At 73.4% G+C, this 15,123-nt stretch carries 15 protein-coding genes; 7 read left to right on the forward strand and 8 right to left on the reverse strand.

Annotated elements, in window-relative coordinates; translation table 11 throughout:
- Positions 1-474: 474 nt before the first annotated feature.
- The 4 genes from GD748_RS16600 to GD748_RS16615 all read left to right on the forward strand — a co-directional run bounded on the left by GD748_RS16600 (position 475) and on the right by GD748_RS16615 (position 6,862).
- On the forward strand, positions 475-4,290 hold the full coding sequence (locus GD748_RS16600) for a multifunctional oxoglutarate decarboxylase/oxoglutarate dehydrogenase thiamine pyrophosphate-binding subunit/dihydrolipoyllysine-residue succinyltransferase subunit (RefSeq protein WP_152196349.1): 3,816 nt from the start codon (positions 475-477) through the stop codon (positions 4,288-4,290).
- Between the two features lie 151 nt (positions 4,291-4,441).
- A complete protein-coding gene (locus GD748_RS16605) occupies positions 4,442-5,038 on the forward strand; it encodes a GDSL-type esterase/lipase family protein (protein ID WP_226921498.1) in 597 nt (198 codons plus the stop codon).
- A 410-nt stretch (positions 5,039-5,448) separates the two neighbouring features.
- Positions 5,449-6,558 carry a GTP 3',8-cyclase MoaA gene (gene moaA / locus GD748_RS16610; protein WP_152196350.1) on the forward strand — a complete coding sequence of 370 codons (1,110 nt, stop codon included), beginning with the start codon at positions 5,449-5,451 and terminating at the stop codon, positions 6,556-6,558.
- A gap of 1 nt (position 6,559) precedes the next feature.
- Entirely contained in the window at positions 6,560-6,862 is a 303-nt protein-coding gene (locus GD748_RS16615) for a MoaD/ThiS family protein (RefSeq protein WP_152816288.1), read from the forward strand.
- Between the two features lie 15 nt (positions 6,863-6,877).
- Here GD748_RS16615 and GD748_RS16620 read toward each other — a convergent pair whose 3' ends face one another.
- The 8 genes from GD748_RS16620 to GD748_RS16650 form a co-directional block, all read right to left on the reverse strand.
- The gene (locus tag GD748_RS16620) at positions 6,878-7,336 is read right to left on the reverse strand and encodes a molybdenum cofactor biosynthesis protein MoaE (protein ID WP_226921500.1); all 459 of its coding nucleotides are present in this window, start codon (positions 7,334-7,336) and stop codon (positions 6,878-6,880) included.
- Positions 7,333-7,650: a DUF6457 domain-containing protein gene (locus GD748_RS16625; protein ID WP_152196352.1), complete on the reverse strand. Its 318-nt coding sequence runs from the start codon at positions 7,648-7,650 to the stop codon at positions 7,333-7,335. Before GD748_RS16625 ends, GD748_RS16620 begins: the two co-directional genes overlap by 4 nt.
- A 94-nt stretch (positions 7,651-7,744) precedes the next feature.
- The gene (locus tag GD748_RS16630; RefSeq protein WP_152196353.1) at positions 7,745-8,371 is read right to left on the reverse strand and encodes a hypothetical protein; all 627 of its coding nucleotides are present in this window, start codon (positions 8,369-8,371) and stop codon (positions 7,745-7,747) included.
- Positions 8,368-9,186 (reverse strand): DUF4097 family beta strand repeat-containing protein, encoded by an 819-nt coding sequence (locus GD748_RS16635; RefSeq protein WP_152196354.1) that lies wholly within the window; start codon positions 9,184-9,186, stop codon positions 8,368-8,370. The genes GD748_RS16630 and GD748_RS16635 overlap by 4 nt, the downstream gene beginning before the upstream one ends.
- A 9-nt stretch (positions 9,187-9,195) precedes the next feature.
- The gene (locus GD748_RS16640) at positions 9,196-10,167 is read right to left on the reverse strand and encodes a zinc-binding dehydrogenase (RefSeq protein WP_152196355.1); all 972 of its coding nucleotides are present in this window, start codon (positions 10,165-10,167) and stop codon (positions 9,196-9,198) included.
- A 449-nt stretch (positions 10,168-10,616) separates the two neighbouring features.
- Positions 10,617-10,691: a 50S ribosomal protein bL37 gene (locus GD748_RS20280; protein WP_405002699.1), complete on the reverse strand. Its 75-nt coding sequence runs from the start codon at positions 10,689-10,691 to the stop codon at positions 10,617-10,619.
- 343 nt (positions 10,692-11,034) lie between these two features.
- Positions 11,035-11,358, reverse strand: coding sequence for a mycothiol system anti-sigma-R factor (gene rsrA / locus GD748_RS16645; protein WP_152196356.1), 324 nt, complete (start codon positions 11,356-11,358; stop codon positions 11,035-11,037).
- Positions 11,355-11,975 (reverse strand): sigma-70 family RNA polymerase sigma factor, encoded by a 621-nt coding sequence (locus GD748_RS16650; RefSeq protein ID WP_152196357.1) that lies wholly within the window; start codon positions 11,973-11,975, stop codon positions 11,355-11,357. Before GD748_RS16650 ends, rsrA begins: the two co-directional genes overlap by 4 nt.
- 233 nt (positions 11,976-12,208) lie before the next feature.
- Between GD748_RS16650 and GD748_RS16655 the strand changes: the two genes are divergently transcribed.
- Genes GD748_RS16655 through rsgA form a run of 3 tightly spaced genes read left to right on the forward strand, consistent with a single transcriptional unit; the run spans position 12,209 to position 15,121 of the window.
- Entirely contained in the window at positions 12,209-12,706 is a 498-nt protein-coding gene (locus tag GD748_RS16655) for a DoxX family protein (protein WP_152196358.1), read from the forward strand.
- Positions 12,707-12,719: 13 nt separating this feature from the next.
- Entirely contained in the window at positions 12,720-14,081 is a 1,362-nt protein-coding gene (aroA, locus tag GD748_RS16660; protein WP_152196359.1) for a 3-phosphoshikimate 1-carboxyvinyltransferase, read from the forward strand.
- Positions 14,082-14,092: 11 nt separating this feature from the next.
- Complete coding sequence (gene rsgA, locus GD748_RS16665) at positions 14,093-15,121, forward strand: ribosome small subunit-dependent GTPase A (protein ID WP_226921501.1); 1,029 nt, start codon at positions 14,093-14,095, stop codon at positions 15,119-15,121.
- Positions 15,122-15,123 lie beyond the last annotated feature (2 nt).

Consider the following 15,123-nt stretch of genomic DNA (forward strand, 5'->3'; position numbering starts at 1 on the left):
GGGGCCGGCTCGTCGGGGGCTCGGGGACGGGGCAGGTTCAGGGGGGTCGGCGGGATGTCGACCGCGGCGTGATCGTCGCATGGTGGGTCGATTGTACGAGCGCGCCGGGCGCCGTCCAGCGGGTTGTGCGCGACGCCGACGCGACGCACGAGTTGCACACGACACCCACGCGGCGCACGGCCCACGAGCGCCCGCCCGAGCCCGGTGGCGGGAGAGCCGCGTCGGGGCCGTCGATACCTACCTGGAGTGGCTCCAGACGTCGACCCGGAGGTGCCGGCCGACGTCGACCACCACAGGCGGCGCTCGTACCTGGGGGTGACGACGCCTTGACCCGGGCTTGGTCGGCGCGCCGCCCGAGGCCCGTCCGGAAGTGAATTTGGGTACTCAGAGGCCTGCCGATGCGAGACGGGCCGGGGCTAGACCGTAGGGTTGTAGGGATCTTCGTCACACCCCCTGGAAGAGGGCGATTTCCGAGTGTCCACGCAGGAGCACCACGACCCCATGGCTGCCTTCGGCGCCAACGAATGGCTCATCGAGGAGCTGTACGACAAATACCGTCAGGACAAGAAGCTGGTCGACCCCGCCTGGTGGGACTTCTTCGAGGACTACGACGGTGGCGCCAACGGGGCGGGCAACGGCGCCGCACCGACGGCCGAGCCGACGACGTCCGGCGCGCCGCGCGCCGCGGGCGCTGAGACGGCCGGGTCGGCCCAGCCGACCAGCCGCCCGGACGCCGCGGTGAGCAAGGAGCGCACCCCGGTGGACCGGCTCGACCCGCGCACGGAGCAGCCGGCCACCGAGCAGGTCCGCGCCGACCTGCCGCCGGCGCCGCCCGTCGCCGCCCAGCCACCGACGCACCCCTACGCCGAGCGCCTCGCCCGGCGGGCCGAGGACGGGTACGGCGAGGACCAGGACGAGACCGTCAAGCTCCGCGGCGTGGCGGCACGCACCGTCAAGAACATGGAGACCAGCCTCGAGCTGCCCGTGGCCACGAGCGTGCGAGCCGTCCCGGCCAAGGTGATGGTGGACAACCGCATCGTCATCAACAACCACCTCGCGCGCTCGCGCGGCGGCAAGATCTCGTTCACGCACCTCATCGGCTACGCCATGGTCGAGGCGCTGGCGGACATGCCGGACATGAACTACTCGTACAGCCAGACGGAGGACGGCAAGCCCGCCGTCTTCCAGCCCGCCCACGTGGGCTTCGGCCTGGCCATCGACCTGCCCAAGCCGGACGGCACCCGCTCCCTCGTGGTGCCCTCGGTCAAGAAGGCGGACGAGATGGACTTCGCCCAGTTCTGGACCGCGTACGAGGAGCTCGTGCGTAAGGCCCGGAACAACAAGCTCACGCTCGAGGACTACGCGGGTACCACGATCACGCTGACCAACCCCGGCGGCATCGGCACCGTGCACTCCATCCCGCGGCTCATGCAGGGCCAGGGCACCATCATCGGCGTCGGGGCGATGGACTACCCGGCCGAGTTCGCCGGGTCCTCCCCGCAGACCCTCGCCCGGATGGGCGTGTCGAAGGTCCTGACCCTGACCTCGACGTACGACCACCGCATCATCCAGGGCGCGGCGTCGGGCGAGTACCTCAAGCTGATCCACGGCAAGCTGCTCGGCACCGACGGGTTCTACGACCGGGTGTTCGCGGCACTGCGCGTGCCCTACGAGCCGGTGCGCTGGCTCCAGGACGTCGAGTACGACCCGGAGACGGAGCTGGGCAAGCCGGCCCGCATCGCCGAGCTCATCCACGCGTACCGCTCCCGCGGTCACCTGATGGCCGACACCGACCCGCTGGCCTACCGTCAGCGCCGGCACCCGGACCTCGACGTCGCGAACTACGGCCTGACCCTGTGGGACCTCGACCGCAAGTTCCCGACGGGTGGGTTCGGCGGGGCCTCGCGCCTGCCGCTGCGTGACATCCTCGGCCAGCTCCGCGACGCGTACTGCCGCACCATCGGCATCGAGTACATGCACATCCAGGACCGGGCCCAGCGCCGCTGGTTCCAGGACCGTCTCGAGACGCCGTACGAGAAGCCGTCGAGCGAGCAGCAGCTGCGGATCCTCAGCAAGCTCAACGCCGCCGAGGCCTTCGAGACGTTCCTGCAGACGAAGTACGTCGGGCAGAAGCGCTTCTCGCTCGAGGGCGGCGAGTCGCTCATCCCGCTGCTCGACGCGATGCTCACCGGCGCCGCCCAGGAGGGCCTGGACGAGGTCACCATCGCCATGGCGCACCGCGGCCGGCTCAACGTCCTGGCGAACATCGCCGGGAAGTCCTACGGGCAGATCTTCTCCGAGTTCGAGGGCAACGAGGACCCCCGCACCGTGCAGGGCTCGGGCGACGTGAAGTACCACCTGGGCACCGTCGGGGAGTTCACCTCCCCCGACGGCGAGCAGACCAAGGTCTACCTCGCCGCCAACCCCTCGCACCTCGAGGCGGCCGACGGCGTCCTGGAGGGCGTCACGCGCGCCAAGCAGGACCGTATCGACCTCGGTTCGCAGGGCTTCTCCGTGCTGCCCGTGCTGATCCACGGCGACGCCGCCTTCTCGGGCCAGGGCGTCGTCGTCGAGACCCTGCAGCTCTCGCAGCTGCGCGGGTACCGTACCGGCGGCACCGTGCACATCGTCGTCAACAACCAGATCGGGTTCACCACCGGCCCGTCGAGCTCGCGCTCGTCGTACTACACCACCGACGTGGCCAAGGGGCTGCAGATCCCGATCTTCCACGTCAACGGGGACGACCCCGAGTCGGTGGCCCGGGTCGCCGAGCTGGCGTTCGCGTACCGCCAGGAGTTCCACAAGGACGTCATCGTCGACATGGTGTGCTACCGCCGTCGCGGGCACAACGAGGGTGACGACCCCTCGATGACCCAGCCGGTGATGTACTCCCTGATCGAGAACAAGCGCTCGGTGCGCAAGCTCTACACCGAGTCGCTCATCGGGCGCGGCGACCTGACGGCCGAGCAGGCCGAGCAGGCGCTCAAGGACTACCAGCGCGAGCTGGAGAAGGTCTTCACCGAGACCCGCGAGGGCGGCTGGAACCCGCCGGAGCGCTCCGAGCAGGTCGCCGGCCTGGACCGGCCGGAGTCCCAGCTCGAGGACGCCGGGACCATGGTGGGCTGGCAGACGGCGGTGCCGGGCAGCATGCTCGAGCGCGTCGGGCAGGCGCACGTTCGCCCGCCGGAGGGCTTCCACGTCCACCCGAAGCTCGCGCAGCTGCTCGAGAAGCGGGACAAGATGGCCCGCGAGGGCGGTATCGACTGGGGCTTCGGCGAGATCCTCGCGTTCGGCTCGCTGCTGATGGAGGGCACCCCCGTCCGGCTTGCCGGCCAGGACTCCCGCCGCGGCACCTTCGTCCAGCGCCATGCGGTCCTTCACGACCACACCACCGGTTCGGAGTGGACGCCGCTGATGTACCTGACGCCGGACCAGGCGAAGTTCTGGATCTACGACTCCTCGCTGAGCGAGTACGCGGCGATGGCCTTCGAGTACGGCTACTCGGTGGAGCGCCCGGACGCCCTGGTGCTGTGGGAGGCGCAGTTCGGCGACTTCGCCAACGGCGCCCAGACCGTCATCGACGAGTTCATCTCCTCGTCCGAGCAGAAGTGGGGGCAGCGTTCCTCGCTGGTGCTGCTCCTGCCGCACGGCTACGAGGGCCAGGGGCCGGACCACTCCTCCGCGCGCATCGAGCGCTTCCTGCAGATGTGCGCCGAGGAGAACATGGTGGTCGCCCAGCCCTCCACCCCGGCGAACCACTTCCACATGCTGCGCCGCCAGGCCTACGCCCGGCCACGCAAGCCGCTGATCGTGTTCTCGCCGAAGCAGCTGCTGCGCCTCAAGGCCGCGGCCTCGCCGCTGGAGGAGTTCACCTCGGGCACGTTCCGCCCGGTCATCGGTGAGGTCGAGTCGCGGGTGCGCGACGCGGCCGACCAGGTCGAGCGCGTGCTGCTGTGCTCGGGCCGCGTGTACTACGACCTCGCCGCGCAGCGCATCAAGACCGACGACTCGCGCACCGCGATCGTCCGGCTCGAGCAGCTCTACCCCCTCGAGCTCGACCAGATCCGCGCCGAGCTGGCCGCCTTCCCGAACGCCGAGGTGGTGTGGGTGCAGGACGAGCCGCAGAACCAGGGGCCGTGGACCTTCGTGTCGGACCACCTGGGCGACGCCCTGGACGGACGTGAGCTCCGCGTGGTCTCCCGACCGGCCGCCGCCTCGCCGTCCACCGGCTCCGGCAAGCGCCACAAGGAGGAGAACGGCGACCTGATGGAGCGGGCCTTCGCCCGCTGACGCAGGCAGCCACCACCGAGGGGCCGGTCCGGGCATCACGCCCAGGGCCGGCCCCTCGGCCGTGGTGGGCGCCGGGCCTCCGGCGCGCGTGCGGACCCCTCGCGCCCGGACGAGGCAGGATGATGGCAGGAGTCGAGACGAAGGAGCCGGAGTGGGCGAGGGCCAGCTGTGCATCTGCGTGATCGGTGACGAGCTCACCGCCGGTACGGGCGACGCCCGCGGCCTGGGCTGGGTGGGGCGGGTGATGGCCCGGACACAGACCGAGGAGCCGGCGTTCGTGGCGCAGCTCGCGGTGCCGCACGAGTCCACCACGGCGCTGTCCGCCCGGTGGGAGGAGGAGGTCCGGCGCCGCCACCAGCCCCACGGCGACAACCGGCTCGTCATCGGCCTCGGCTCGACGGACCTCGACGAGGGCCTGTCCCTGGCCCGCTCGCGACTCAACCTCGCGAACATCCTCGACGGCGCCGCGGCCTCGCGCATCGGCTGCTTCGTCGTCGGTCCGCCGCCCCGTCCCGACGTCGACGCCGACGCCCTCGCCAGCCTCTCCGGCGCCTTCGCCGACGTCTGCCAGCGCCGGCACGTGCCCTACGTGGAGACGTTCGAGCCGCTGCGGACCCACGAGCACTGGCACGCTGACGTCGCCGCCGGCGACGGCGTGCACCCCGGCCAGGCGGGCTACGGGCTGCTCGCGTGGCTGGTCCTGCACAACGGCTGGCACGACTGGCTCGGCGTGCCGACAGCGAGCTGAGCAGCTCACCGCTCGCCGTCCCCGTCCAGCCTGGCCATCACGGACCCTCTGCTCGCCGTCACCGTCCAGCCGCACCATCACGGACCCGCTGCCCGCCGTCACGGTCCAGGCTCACCGTCACGCCCCCCAGCCTCACCCAGGGCCCAGGCTCACCGTCACGCCCCCCAGCCTCGCCGTCACGGCCCAGCCTCACCGTCACGGCCCCCAGCCTCACCGTCACGGCCCGCCTGCTCACCAACACCGACCCGCCGGCGCAGAACCGCCGACCAGCCGTGGGCACGGAACATTCGTCAGGATAGGCCTGACGAATGTTCCCCAGGCGGCTGCCGACCTGCCGACCGACTACCGATGACCGACCACCGACGACCCGTGGTGGCGGCGGTTCCGAGTTCCGTGGTTACAGTGGTCGTATGCCTCTGACCGAGCTCGGACTGCCGAGCGCCCGCCCGACGCCCGCGGCCGGCGATGCCGTCGCGCCCGAGGCGAGCGCGCGCCCGGACACCCCCGAGCTCGTCGACCGTTTCGGCCGCGTCGGCCGCGACCTGCGGGTATCGCTGACCGACCGGTGCAACCTGCGCTGCGAGTACTGCATGCCCCCCGAGGGCTTCGACTGGCTACCGACGCCCCAGGTGCTCTCCGACGCCGAGGTGGTGCGGCTGATCACTGTGGCGGTCGAGCACCTGGGCATCCGCGAGATCCGCTTCACCGGCGGCGAGCCGCTGCTGCGCAAGGGACTGGAGCAGATCGTCGCCGCCACCACCGCCCTGCGCACCGACCAGGGCCTGGTCCCCGAGACGTCGCTGACGACCAACGGGCTGGGCCTGCAGCGCCGCGCCGCCGGGCTCGCCGCCGCCGGCCTGGAGCGGGTGAACATCTCCCTCGACTCGCTCGACCGCGAGACCTACGCCACGTTGACCCGCCGGGACCGTCTGCCCGACGTGCTCGCCGGCGTCGACGCCTCCGAGGCAGCCGGCCTGCTGCCCGTGAAGATCAACGCGGTTCTCATGCGAGGCCTCAACGACCACGAGGCGCCCGAGCTGCTCGCCTACGCCCTGCGCCGCGGCTTCGAGCTGCGCTTCATCGAGCAGATGCCGCTCGGCCCGCCCGAGATGTGGAAGCGCGGCGAGATGGTCACGGCGACGGAGATCCTCGACCTCCTGCAGGCCCGCTTCACCCTCAGCGCGCACGACCCCGCCGAGCGCGGCGCGGCTCCCGCCGAGCGGTGGACGGTCGAGCCGGGCGAGGGCCACCCGGGCGGGACCGTCGGTGTCATCGCCTCGGTGACCCAGCCGTTCTGCGGTGCGTGCGACCGCACCCGGCTCACCGCCGACGGCCAGGTCCGCACGTGCCTGTTCTCCCGCACCGAGACCGATCTGCGAGCCCTCCTCCGCGGCGGCGCGTCGGACGCCGAGATCGCCGACGTGTGGCGGGTGGCCATGTGGGGCAAGAAGGCCGGCCACGGCATCGACGACGAGGGGTTCCTGCAGCCGCAGCGACCCATGAGCGCCATCGGAGGATGAGTTGAGCACAGGAGTCGACACCACGCCGACGACCACGACGGTGACGGTCCACGTGCGGTACTTCGCCGGCGCGGCGGAGGCGGCGGGCACTCCCGCCGAGGAGCTCGTCCTGCCCGCGGCCGCGACGGCGCTGGACCTGCGTGCCGCCGTCGTCGCCTCGCGCGGACCCCAGGTCGCGCGGGTGCTGACGATCTCGTCGCTGCTGGTCGACGACGTCGTCCGGGAGGACCTCGCCGCACCGCTGCGCTCAGCCTCGACGACGGACGTGCGGGTCGACGTCCTGCCTCCGTTCGCCGGGGGCTGAGCCGAGGGGCCGGGATCAGGCGCTTCCGGTCCACTCGTGGCTGCCGTCGGGGAAGACCTGCCGCTTCCACACCGGCAGCCGCTTCTTGATCTCCTCGACGAGCTCCGCCGTCGCCTCGAACGCCTCCGCCCGGTGCGCCGCGGACACGGCGGCCGCGAGCGCGACGTCCCCGACCCCGAGGGTTCCCACCCGGTGCACGACGGCGATCGCGTCGACCGGGAAGCGCACCGCGACGTCGGCGGCGACCTGCTTGACGACGTCGCCGGCGCCCGGGTGACCGACGTACTCGATACCGGTCACCGGGCGGCCGAGGTCGTGGTTGCGCACCACGCCGCCGAACGTCACGACGGCGCCGGCCGCCGCGTCCTCGACGGCGGCGGCGCACTCGGCGACGTCGACCGGCGCGGTCCGGACCTCGGCGAGCACGACCCGGCGGGCGGGCGGGCTGACGCGGGAGCCGTCGGGCGTGCTCACCGGCCGCCGTCCTCGTCCTCGGGCGCGTTCTCGGCGGTCCATCGTTCGACGAGACGGGACACCGCGTCGATACGTTCGGCGACGGCGGCTTCCTGGCCGGCCCGGTCGGTCGCTGCGGTGGCGGCGGCGAGCCCCACGAGGAAGGCGGTCAGCGGGGCACCCGGGCGGCTCGGCCCGTGCGCGACCTCGCCGATCAGGCGCAGCAGCGGAGAGGTGCTCGACGTCATGAGCGTCCGGTCCACGCCGAGCTCGGTGCAGACCTCGTCGAGCCAACGGTTCATCACCGCCATCTTGCGGGTCTCGTCGTCCCTCATGCTGCTCCTCTCCGGGGCCGCGGCGCGGGCCCCCGGCCATCGTGGCACAGCCGCGCCCTGGTGCCCGGGGCGCAGCCGGCGGCGGGCACGACGGTCAGTCGCCGTCCCCGCCGAGGACCTCCCGGCGGTAGTCGCGTCCGCTCTCGACGGACAGAACGGCGAGGACCACGCGGCCCAGCGTGCGCCACACCTTCGCGCTCGCGCCGGTGGCCAGGCGCCCTGCCAGGTCGGGCAGCACCGTGACCAGCTGCTCCTCGATCAGGGCACGCTCCGCTGCCCGCAGCTCCTTGCCACCGGCCATGTCACCCGCGGACCAGGCGTCCGCCTCGCGCCGGCACAGCTCCGCGACGGCCCGGACGTGCCCGGCGACGGCGGCGCCGGCACCCACGAGCTCCGCGTGATCGGCGCGCAGCCGGGCGAGGTCGTCCGCGACGCTGCGCCGACGTGACCCGCGGGCGTAGACGTCGAGGCTCATGAGGTCGGACGTGAACAGCTCGGCGTCCTCCCCCAGCCACCGCGCGCCCAGGCGCCAAGTGGTCGACAGCTCACCGCTGCGCAGCAGCTCGGCCAGCCGCTCGTCGGGCGGCTCGAGCACGGCGGCGACGGCGTCCCAGCTCCCCGCCCGGTCGCGGGCCGCCTGGGACACCTGGGCCCGGAAGGAGGCGACGGTGTCGTCGGCGACGCCCTCGACGGGGGCGAGCCGGCCGTCGTCGGCCGTCATGCCGGTGCGTCGGTGACGGCCGCCGGCATCCGGGTGACGTCCAGCGATCCCGCGACCGTGCGGGTGGTGAGGAAGCAGATGCCCGCCTCGGATCGCTCCTCGACGGTGGTGGCCGACAGCCCGCCCGCACGGTGGTCGACGCCGTCGAGGCGCACCGGTCCGGTGACGCCCCGCGCCGTCAGCGACACGCCCGCACCGGCCGGGAGGTTCACGCGCATGGCACCGGAGACCGTGGCGAGGTCGACCATCGAGGTCGGTGCCGTGGTGCTGACGCTGACGGCGCCGGCGACGCTGGTGACCTCGACGCGCGGCAGCTCGCCGCTGAGCGTGGTGCGCCCGGCGGCGGTGGAGACGCGCACCGGCCCGTCGTGCCCGAGGACGTCCACGGCACCGGAGGCGGACTTCAACGAGGTGGCGCCCTGGCACCCGGTGACCCGCAGGTGGGCGCTGGCGGTGATGAGCGAGGTGTCCTCGGTCAGGTCGCTCACGGTGGCGTCGGCGACGGCCGTGGCGACGGCGACGGCGGTGCCGCGCGGGACGTGCACGGTCAGCCGGGCGGTGTCGGCCGAGCGGTACGAGCGCAGCCGCTTGACCCAGCCGTCCCAGCCCAGGAAGGGGTAGCCGATCGTGAGCCGGTCCCCCTCGACGTCGAGCTCGAGCGGGTTGCCGGCGACCTCGGTGACCTCGACGTGCACGTGCTCGGCGTCGTGACCGACGACGGTGACGGCGCCGGCGACGAGCTGGACGCGCAGCGAGGCGACGTGCTCGACGTCGTGCTGGGAGGGGCCGGGGACGATCCAGGAGCGGGTAGCCATGCTCCGACCCTACGCGTCGAGCTCGACGACCACCTTGCCGACGACGTCGCCGTCGGCCATCCGGCCCAGCGCCGCGGGAACGTCGTCGAGGCGGACGACGGAGTCGATGACCGGCCGGGCGCCGGTCGCGAGGAGCATCTGCTGGAGCGCGACGAGCTGGTCCCGGGTGCCCATGGTCGTGCCGACCACGCGCAGCGAGCGGAAGAAGATCCGGCTGAGGTCCGCGGGTGGCATGGCGCCCGACGTCGCACCGGCCACCGCCACGGTGCCGCCCGGGCGCAGCGCCTTGAGGGAGTGCGACCAGGTCGCCTCGCCGACGGTCTCGAGGACGGCGTCGACCTGCTCCGGCAGCCGCGCCCCGGTCTCGAAGGCTTCGTGCGCCCCGATCTCGAGGGCGCGGGCGCGCTTGGTGTCGCTGCGCGAGGTCACCCAGACGCGCAGCCCTGCCGCACGGGCCAGGACCGTCGCGGCGGTCGCGACCCCGCCGCCGGCGCCCTGGACCAGGACCGTCTGCCCGGGGCGCAGCGCCGCGGCGTCGAAGAGCATCCGGTAGGCGGTCAGGTACGCCGTCGGCAGGCAGGCCGCCTCGGGCCAGGAGATCGCCGGGTCCTTCGGCACCACGTTGCGGGCGGGGACCCTGACCCGCTCGGCGAGCGTGCCGGGATGGAGCTCCGAGAGCAGCGTCCGCCGGGGGTCGAGGGTCTCCTCGCCCTGCCAACCGGGGCTGGGTACCACCGAGTGGACGATGACCTCCGTGCCGTCGTCCAGGACTCCGGCGGCGTCGGTGCCGAGGATCATCGGCAGCCGGTCGCCGGGCAGACCGACCCCGCGCAGCGACCACAGGTCGTGGTGGTTGAGGGCGACGGTGCGCACTGTGACGCTCGTCCAGCCCTCGGGCGCGGCGGGCTCGGGCAGGTCACCGACCACGAGGCCGGCGAGCGGGTCGTCGGGGTCCTGGCTCCGGGCGTAGGCGCAGCGCATGGCCGACACCCTAACCAGGCACGGCGCTCGGCCTTCCCTGCACGGCGCGCAGCGCTGTCACCCCGACCATGCGCGGCGCTGGGCCGTGCCATCACGGCGCGGTGCATGGTGGCACCCCGACCATGCGCGGCCACCGAACGCGCTCGGCCGTGCCGTCACGGTGCGTGGCCCACCGAGGCGCCGGGCCGTTTGACTGCCGATCTGGTCGCTATAGCGACCAGATCGGCGGTCAAGTTTCCGGTGGGCGCGGGCAACGCGACGGTCGGTGGGAGGAACCCGACGTCGGCGCGGACAACGCGACCGTCGGTGGGAGGAACCCGACGACGGCGCGGACAACGCGACGGTCGGTGTGCGGAACGCGACGGCGGGCCGTCGGCCGGGGATGCCGACGGGCCGGCCACCGTGCGGTGACCGGCCCGTCGAGCCTGTGGGCGTACGCCCGGCAGGACTCAGGCGTTGGGGCGCTTGCCGTGGTTGGCGGCGCCGCTCTTGCGGGCCCGGCGCTTGCGACCGCGCTTGCTCATGGTGATCTCCCGGATCTCTCGTCTCGGCCGCCGGCGGACGGCCGTTTCTCGCCGCCCATCGTCCCACAGATCGGCGGGCCAACGCAGCGCGCGCCGCTGGTCGCCATCCCCGGCTGCCCGGAGCTCGACCTGCCGGTCTGGCTGCCGAGGGCGGCGCCTCGCACCGGGCGCAGCCCTGGCACGTCAGACCGGCCAGCGGCGCCTCCCACCGGGCGCGGCCCGTGGCGCCTCGCACCGGGCGCGGCCCGTGGCACGTCAAGCAGGCGCGGCCCGTGGCGCGTCAGAGCAGGCGCGGCCCGTGACGCGTCAGACTTGGTGCGGCCGGTGGCGTCAGAGGGGGCGCTCAGTCGGCGGTGCGGATGCCGTTGACCCGCAGCACCGTCAGCTGGGACTGCACGCGCACGCGCAGCGAGCTCGGCGCCACCTCGGCGCACGACCGGCGCACGAGTGCTCTGATGTGCTGCTCCGCGTCCGCGGCCTCGGTGCACGTGGGGCACTCGGCGGCGTGCGCGCGGAAACGAGCGTACTGGTCCTCGTCCAGCTCGGAGTCGAGGAACTCGAAGAGGTGATCGAGCAGCTCCTCGCAGCTGCACACCGAGCCGGGCCGGGCGCGGCGGCGCAGCGCCTCCTCGGCCCGGTCGACGAGGTGGGCGTTCTCGTCGGTCATGCCTTGGCCTCCGTCCTGATCCCCAGCTCGCGGGCGTGGTCGACGAGCAGCTCGCGGAGCTGTCGTCGGCCGCGGTGGAGCCGGGACATCACGGTCCCGATAGGTGTGCCCATGATCTCGGCGATCTCCTTGTACGCGAAGCCCTCGACGTCGGCGAGGTACACCGCGATGCGGAAGTCCTCGGGGAGCTGGTTCAGCGCGTCCTTGATCTCCGAGTCGGGCAGCAGGTCCAGCGCCTCGGCCTCCGCCGAGCGCAGCCCGGAGGAGGTGTGCGACGCCGCACGGTGGATCTGCCAGTCCTCCACCTGCTCGGCGTCGGACTGCAGCGGCTCCCGCTGCTTCTTGCGGTAGGTGTTGATGAAGGTGTTCGTCAGGATCCGGTACAGCCACGCCTTGAGGTTCGTGCCCGGCCGGTACTGGTGGAAGGACGCGTAGGCCTTGGCGAAGGTCTCCTGCACCAGGTCCTCCGCGTCCGCGGGGTTGCGCGTCATGCGCATCGCGGCGCCGTAGAGCTGGTCCAGGAACGGCAGCGCCTCGTTCTCGAAGCGCAGCGACCGTTCGGCGTCGGACTCACCCTCGGGCGCTCGGTCGAGGTCTCCCTCGTGGCTCTCGGTCATCACCCACGAGCCTAGTCCGCGTCGCGACTTCGGCAGGTCGGGCGCCCACGGCGCGAGCAGGGTCGCGGTACGCGGGGTCGGGTCCAGGGCGATGACGGTCACGACGGGTACAACCACTGCGACCGGCCATGCATTCCGGACCCGCGCGGCTGATTCCCGCCCGCGCTCTCGACGGCCCCGGAGGGGGCCCGCCAGCGCTCGCCCCGACGCCGCGTTTGCGGTAGCAATGTGACATGAGCCCCACACGACTCCTCGCCCGACCGATGCTCGCCTCCGTCTTCGTGGTCGACGGGATCGACGCGCTCCGGCATCCCGACGAGCACGCGGCGAGGTTCAAGAAGGTCCAGGGCTACCTCGAGAAGGCGGGTGTGCCCCCGGCGCTGGCTGGGGACGCGAAGATGCTGACCAGGGTCGCCGGCGCCGTCTCCGTCGTCTCCGGTCTCCTGCTGGCCACCGGGCGTCGTCCGCGGTCCGCCGCGCTGACGCTGGCCATCGTCAACATCCCGATGACCGTGATCAACAACCCGGTGTGGGACGCGAAGGACAAGGAGGAGCGCAAGCGCTACCTGTCCGGCCTGCTGCGGGGCGTCGGGCTCGGCGGCGGTCTCCTCCTCGCGGCGGCCGACCTCGCCGGCAAGCCCTCGCTGGGCTGGCGGATCGGCAACGCCCGCGAGCACCGGGCCGATCTGCGCGAGACCCGCACCGCGCTCAAGGAGCGTTACAAGGACTGACTACGCTCGGGGCATGACCCGCGCTGAAGATCCCTGGTCCGCCCCGGTCGCCGCCGGGCCGCTGGACGCCGTCGTGGACGTGCCCGGCTCGAAGTCGCTGACGAACCGCTACCTGCTGCTGGCCGCGCTCGCGCAGACCCCGACCGAGCTCGTCGCACCGCTGCACTCGCGCGACGCCGACCTCATGGTCGGTGCGCTGCGTGCGCTGGGCACACAGGTCGAGGCCACCGGCGCGGACGGGGCCGACCTGCGGGTCACGGCACGCCCGCTGCGCGGCCCGGCCACCGTGGACTGCGGGCTCGCCGGCACGGTCATGCGGTTCGTCCCCGCCCTGGCCGTCCTGGCCGACGGCGAGGTGCGCCTGGACGGCGACGAGCGCGCACGCGAGCGCCCGATGGCACCCGTCGTCCAGGGGCTGCGGGACCTCGGCGCCGCGATCGAGGCCGCGGAGGGGCCGGGCGGCGCCGCCGTCCTGCCGCTGACGGTCCACGGCACCGGCTCGCTGCCCGGCGGCTCGGTCGACGTCGACGCGTCCGGCTCCAGCCAGTTCGTCTCGGCCCTGCTGCTCGCCGCCCCCGCCTACGACCTCGGGGTGGACCTGCGGCACACCGGCGCGACGCTGCCGTCGCTCCCCCACATCGACATGACGGTGGCGGTCCTTCGCGAGCGCGGCGTCACCGTCGAGGAGCTCGACGCCGACGGCGGCCCCGCGGGCGGGCAGACCGGCACGGCACCCACCCGCTGGCGTGTCCATCCCGGACCGGTCGCCGGCGGGACCGTCGTCGTCGAGCCGGACCTGTCGAACGCCGGGCCGTTCCTCGCCGCCGCGCTCGCCGCCGGCGGGACGGTGCGGGTGCCCCGGTGGCCGGCGACGACCACCCAGGGCGGGGACGCGCTGCGGGACCTGCTCGCGCGGATGGGGGCCGGCGTCGTGCTCGGCGACGACGGCGTCCTGGCGGTCACCGGCCCGGCCGACGGCGCGATCCTGGGCCTGGACGCCGACCTGCACGAGGTGGGCGAGCTCGCCCCGACGATCGCCGCGCTGTGCGCGCTCGCCGAGACCCCCTCACGGCTGCGCGGCATCGCCCACCTGCGCGGGCACGAGACCGACCGCCTGGCCGCCCTCGTCGCCGAGATCACCCGGCTCGGTGGCCGGGCCCGGGAGACCGACGACGGCATCGAGATCGACCCGGCGCCGTTGCACGGCGGCATCGTGCAGACCTACGCCGACCACCGGATGGCGACGTTCGCGACCATCCTCGGCCTGCGTGTACCCGGCGTGCAGGTGGTGGACATCGCGACCACCGCCAAGACCGTGCCGGACTTCCCCGTCATGTGGGAAGCGATGGTCGCGCAGCGGGTCAGGGCGGACTGAGGGCCCTGCCGGTGGCACGCGACACGGGCACCGACGACGCACGGGTGCGGGTGCGCCCCAACCCCCGCGGCACCCGGCCCCGGACGAAGACCCGTCCCGAGCACGCCGACGCGGTCGGCGCGATGGTCACCGGCGTCGACCGCGGCCGCTACCAGCTGCTGACCGACGCGGGCACGCCCGTGGTGGGGATGAAGGCACGAGAGCTCGGGCGCGGCGACCGCTCCGCCGTCGTCGTCGGGGACCGGGTGGGGGTGGTCGGTGACGTCTCCGGCCGCAAGGACACCCTGGCCCGGATCGTGCGGGTCGAGGAGCGCAGCTCCGCGCTGCGCCGCTCGGCCGAGGACGGCGAGGGCGCGGGGGTGGAGCGGGTGATCGTCGCCAACGCGGACCAGCTGCTCATCGTGACCGCGCTGGCCGACCCGGAGCCGCGTCCCCGCATGGTCGACCGGTGCCTGGTCGCGGCCTACGACGCGGGCATGGAGCCGGTGCTGTGCCTGACGAAGGCCGACCTGGCCGATCCAGCCGCCTTCCTGGCCCAGTACGAGGCGCTGGCGGTGCCGGCGTTGGTGACCTCGATCGTCGGGGACGAGATCCGCGGGCTCGAGGCGGTTCAGGAGCATCTCGCGGGGCGCACCTCGGTGCTGATCGGTCACTCCGGGGTCGGCAAGTCCACCCTCGTCAACGCCCTGGTGCCCGACGCCGGACGGGCGACCGGCGGCGTCAACGTGGTCACCGGACGGGGCCGGCACACGTCGTCCTCGGCCGTCGCGCTGGCGCTGCCGGACGGCGGCTGGGCGATCGACACCCCGGGCGTGCGGTCCTTCGGTCTGAGCCATATCGGCGCCGACGACCTGCTGGCGGCCTTCGCGGACCTCTCGGCCGTCGCCGCGGACTGCCCACGCGGCTGCAGCCACGCCGAGGACGCACCCGACTGCGCCCTGGACGAGTGGGCGGCCCGCGGGGACGCGGGACCGGCCGGGAGGGCTCGGCTCGCCTCCTTCCGGCGGCTGCTGGCGGCCAAGATCGGTGCGTCGGAGTGAGA

Source organism: Georgenia subflava, assembly GCF_009193155.1.
Classification (GTDB): domain Bacteria; phylum Actinomycetota; class Actinomycetes; order Actinomycetales; family Actinomycetaceae; genus Georgenia; species Georgenia subflava.

Bases quoted from the DNA above. Each gene is read 5' to 3' on its own strand.
- GD748_RS16625 (WP_152196352.1), bottom strand. From the start codon at position 7,650: ATGAGGGACGACGAGACCCGCAAGATGGCGGTGATGAACCGTTGGCTC.
- GD748_RS16640 (WP_152196355.1), bottom strand. From the start codon at position 10,167: ATGCGCTGCGCCTACGCCCGGAGCCAGGACCCCGACGACCCGCTCGCC.
- GD748_RS16655 (WP_152196358.1), top strand. From the start codon at position 12,209: ATGAGCCCCACACGACTCCTCGCCCGACCGATGCTCGCCTCCGTCTTC.
- rsrA (WP_152196356.1), bottom strand. From the start codon at position 11,358: ATGACCGACGAGAACGCCCACCTCGTCGACCGGGCCGAGGAGGCGCTG.
- GD748_RS16635 (WP_152196354.1), bottom strand. From the start codon at position 9,186: ATGGCTACCCGCTCCTGGATCGTCCCCGGCCCCTCCCAGCACGACGTC.
- GD748_RS16650 (WP_152196357.1), bottom strand. From the start codon at position 11,975: ATGACCGAGAGCCACGAGGGAGACCTCGACCGAGCGCCCGAGGGTGAG.
- moaA (WP_152196350.1), top strand. From the start codon at position 5,449: ATGCCTCTGACCGAGCTCGGACTGCCGAGCGCCCGCCCGACGCCCGCG.
- GD748_RS16630 (WP_152196353.1), bottom strand. From the start codon at position 8,371: ATGACGGCCGACGACGGCCGGCTCGCCCCCGTCGAGGGCGTCGCCGAC.
- aroA (WP_152196359.1), top strand. From the start codon at position 12,720: ATGACCCGCGCTGAAGATCCCTGGTCCGCCCCGGTCGCCGCCGGGCCG.